Here is a 3,998-nt window from a genome sequence, read left to right on the forward strand (position 1 = left end):
TGGTTTAAAGCTGGCCGCTGCGCGGCCAGCAGACTAAAGTCTTGAATCAGAAGGCCGTGCGGTTGAGGCCGCACGGCCTTACAGGGGGCCAGGGGATGATGACTAGTAGCTCAGTGCCGGGTCGAAGAAGCCAATGAGAACGCCCACAAATGCGATCACAACGAGGATCAGCATCATAACGATGGGGTTGACCTTCTTCTTGGTCATCATGTACCAGCAGAAGATGATGAAGACCATGGGCAGCAGGTGCGGATAGATGCCATCGAGAGTGTCCTGGAACTTACCGCCGCCGGGCAGCACCAGGTTGGGGCTGCAGGTGATGGAGACCCAGGTAGCACCGACTGCACCGATGACCATGGTACCGACCATCACGATGGAATCGCGAAGAGCCTTTGCCTTGGGGCCGACCAGTGCCTCAACCGCCTTGCCGCCGAGCTCATAGCCCTGGTTGTAGGCAAAGCGCATGCCGAGGTACATGAGCAGGTTCCACACGACGATATAGAAGATAGCGCCGAGCGGGGAGCCGCCGGTCGAGAGACCGAGGGCGATACCGAGCAGGATCGGGATCAGGGTACCGACGATCAGCGAGTCGCCAAGGCCGGCGAGCGGGCCCATGAGGCCGGCGCGGATGCCGTTGATGGCGTCGTCGTCGATGGCCTCGCCGTTTGCGCGAGCCTCCTCGAGGCCGGCGGTGACGCCGACAATCATGGTGCCGATCTGCGGCTCGGTGTTGAAGAACGCGGAGTAGGTCTGGAGGGCCTGCTTCTGCTCCTCGGGCGTGTCGTAGAGCTCCTCGACGATCGGAAGCATGGCGCACAGGTAACCGAAGGTCTGCATGTGCTCCTGCGAGAAGCAAGTCAGGTTGCCATAGGACCAGTTGCGGAACGACTTGGCAAGCGTTTTCTTAGAGAGTTTCTTCTTCTCTGCCATTAGATGTCCTCCTCTTCCTCATCATCGGAGCCCGAGGCGATAGCTGCCTTGGGAGCGTTTGCGAGGTCGATCTTGAGCGAAGCGATCTCATAGTTGATCAGGGCGAAGAAGCAGCCAATGCCGGCAGCGGCGATCAGGTTGCAGCCCATAACAGCGGACAGGGTGAAGCCGAAGAAGAACGTCAGGAAGTCCGTGGGCTTAGAGATGACCTGCTTGAGCAGGATGGCGATACCGACGGTAGGCAGCAGCGAGCCGACGGTGAACAGCGTCTTCATCGCGATGCCGTCCATGGGCATGTAGGTCTTCATGAGGTCGACCATGGCGGTGCCGCCCATGGTGATGATGAACGTCGGGAGGAACGAGCAGACGATGTGACCGATCCAAGGCAGAACGTTGTTGACCAGGTAGAGCTTGTGGAGATCGCCCTTCTCGAGCCACTTCCAGCCCATGCCCTGCCACACCAGGTTGATGGTGGCGGTGCCATAGAAGAGCACAGTGCCGAGCGTGCCGACGGCGGCGCCGAGGGATGCGGCCATGCCGGCAGCCTCAGCGGAGGCGGGATCGATGCCCGAGTTCTTGATGGCGAGGATCGCCAGCGGGATACCGATATAGGACACGGCGCGGACGTCGGCGGAGACGGTTCCGCCGGGGGTCACGAGAGCGATGTAGACAACCTGGATGGCAGCGCCGACGAGGATGCCCGTCTGCATATCGCCCATGATGATGCCGACGATGAGGCCGGCGACCAGAGGACGACCCAGAGTGTAGTTGCCGATCGTCGTGCCGCCCATGCCAGGCAGTGATGCCAGGCAGGCGAACAGGCCGAACAGCGCGGCTTGGAATGCATTGATTGCCATGCTTTCCCCTTTCTTTATTCCTCAGCCCCTTTCCCCAGGGCTGTAGGTACCAAAATGCAGCTGGCGCCTAACTAGAAGCCAAACTGACCGCGGAACTTGGGCCACTCACCAATGGATTTCTCCTTGATAAGGGCGAACTCGACCGTGTAGCCGGCGTTGGTGAGATCCTCGAGCGCCTGGGCCTCTTCCTGCGTGATCGACTGGTTGTTGCCGAGCTTGGTGGTGCCGGGACGATCGTTGCAGGGACCGACGATGATGCGGTCCATGCCGGGCTTAAAGCCAAAATCGACGAGAAGTTCCTTCATGTCAAGCGGGTTCTTGGTAATCAGGAAGTACTTGGTGTTGGACTTGAGAACCTTCTCGGAGACCTCCTTGAAGTGCTCCTTGGTCCACACGAACGTCTTCTTGCCCGAGGCACTCTTGTAGGCCTCCTTGAGCACGGGGTTGGACGCCGCGGCGTCGTTGACGGCGATAAGACCGTCGCAGGGATACTCGAGGGCCCAACGGGTAACGGTCTGTCCATGGATCATGCGGTCGTCAATGCGGATGAACGAAATCATGCGTTCTCCCTTTCCTTATCACCGGGGGTCTTTCCTCTTAACCCCCGCTCCATCACAAAAATTGGGGCGGATGCGCTGCCTAGATGTCGTCGTCCTCGTCGTCGGCGTCATCGGTCGGGACAACGAGCTCGGACATACCGTTCTTGCCCTCCTGCAGCATCATCTGCTTGAGGGAATCCAGGTCCATGGCGGCAAGCCCCATCATGGCGGTCATAGCCATGGGCAGATTCATACCGCCGAAGGCAATGGTGTGGGCGAGCAGGCCCTTCTCGGCCAGCGTGTTCATGGCATTGGTGAGCGGCGATCCGCCCAGGATGTCACCGAGCAGGACAACCTCGTCATCGGCGGCAACGGGAGCGAGCATCGCCTTGACGTTCTCGACATACTCGTCAGCGCCCATGCCGTCCACGAGACTCGTCGACAAGATGTTCGGGGTGTCATTGCCGAGCATCTTGAGGACACTGTGCAGTCCGGGAGCGAGCGTTCCGTGACTGACCATTACCAGATACCGCATGCGGTCTCCTCTCGACCTGCCGTGTGTCGCACGGCTTTGCTTTTTGCTGAGATTATTGTTGCGCCGGGGCATGTTCGGTACAAGAAAATAGTTGCGAACGGCAACTATTCATCGGTTAACGGTAGCAACTATTTTTGTGCCTAAATTATTTTTTCTTCTAATTATTTTTAAAATAGCAGGTAGATTGTCTGATAAATGTTTTATGTTCCTTATGCACCATACATACCAGCAAGAATCGGGCCTGGCATCTCCGGTTTGCCCCGCAGTGTCAGACCATGTCACGTACGCCCACGATATGGAGGTACCCCATGGATATGATCTCGTTTCTCGCCTCCGAACCCTTCGACCGCAGCGGTGATACGCCGCTCTATGTCCAACTTAAACATCGAATCGCCCTGCTTATCGCCAGCCAGGCGTTCGACACCAAGACGCCGCTGCCACGCGAGCTCGAAATCTGTGAGCGGCTAGAGTTATCGCGCGCGACCGTGCGCCGTTGCTTCCAAGATCTCGTCATCGAGGGGCGCGTGGTGCGCAAACGTGGGCAGGGAACGTTCATCAAACCCCAAACCTCAGCACCCGGCATCGACCTGGCCCTGAATTTCAGCGCGCGGATGCGCGAAGCGGGACGGGTTCCGAGCTCGCAGATTCTCGCCTTTTCAAGCATACCGGCCGTCCGCGGCATCGCCTCTGGGCTCAAAGTGCCCGAGGGGACACCCGTCTGGGAGATTCGCCGCCTGCGTCTCGCCAACGACAAACCCATGGAGCTCAACTACGTCTATATCCCCGTGTCACTTTGCCCCGAGCTCACACGCAAAGACGTGGATGGCTCGCTCTACGCCTATATCGCGGAAAAGACCGGCATCCTGCCCGCAAGCGTCGATGCCGTCTACGAGACGGTCAACCTCGACAAGCATGAGGCGCGCCTTTTGGGACAGAACACCGGTAAGGCGGCGATGCGCATCGTGCGTTCGACCTACGACAAGACGGGAACCCCGTTCGAGGTAGGCGTGCTCATCAGCTGCGACGGTCAGGCAAAGCTGCACGTGCACATCGCCGCCGACAAAACAACCTTCACCGCCACAGCCCAATAAATCAAAACCACCCCTAAAAGGGGTGGTTTGCTCTTAGGGTGTAACC

The 3,998-nt window shown here is 58.8% G+C and carries 5 protein-coding genes; 1 reads left to right on the forward strand and 4 read right to left on the reverse strand.

Annotated elements, in window-relative coordinates; genetic code table 11:
• Nucleotides 1-102 precede the first annotated feature (102 nt).
• The 4 genes from DW233_RS09925 to DW233_RS09940 all read right to left on the reverse strand — a co-directional run bounded on the left by DW233_RS09925 (nt 103) and on the right by DW233_RS09940 (nt 2,861).
• A complete protein-coding gene (locus tag DW233_RS09925; protein ID WP_118268016.1) occupies nt 103-930 on the reverse strand; it encodes a PTS system mannose/fructose/sorbose family transporter subunit IID in 828 nt (275 codons plus the stop codon).
• Nucleotides 930-1,787 (reverse strand): PTS sugar transporter subunit IIC, encoded by an 858-nt coding sequence (locus DW233_RS09930; RefSeq protein WP_089572605.1) that lies wholly within the window; start codon nt 1,785-1,787, stop codon nt 930-932. The genes DW233_RS09925 and DW233_RS09930 overlap by 1 nt, the downstream gene beginning before the upstream one ends.
• A 71-nt stretch (nt 1,788-1,858) precedes the next feature.
• Complete coding sequence (locus DW233_RS09935; RefSeq protein ID WP_117716198.1) at nt 1,859-2,347, reverse strand: PTS sugar transporter subunit IIB; 489 nt, start codon at nt 2,345-2,347, stop codon at nt 1,859-1,861.
• A 79-nt stretch (nt 2,348-2,426) separates the two neighbouring features.
• Entirely contained in the window at nt 2,427-2,861 is a 435-nt protein-coding gene (locus DW233_RS09940; protein WP_118268017.1) for a PTS sugar transporter subunit IIA, read from the reverse strand.
• 308 nt (nt 2,862-3,169) lie between these two features.
• Here DW233_RS09940 and DW233_RS09945 point away from each other — a divergent pair, with 308 nt between their 5' ends.
• Nucleotides 3,170-3,952: a GntR family transcriptional regulator gene (locus tag DW233_RS09945; RefSeq protein ID WP_158551165.1), complete on the forward strand. Its 783-nt coding sequence runs from the start codon at nt 3,170-3,172 to the stop codon at nt 3,950-3,952.
• Nucleotides 3,953-3,998: the final 46 nt, after the last annotated feature.

It is taken from the genome of Collinsella sp. AM20-15AC, from assembly GCF_003471405.1.
Lineage (GTDB): Bacteria > Actinomycetota > Coriobacteriia > Coriobacteriales > Coriobacteriaceae > Collinsella.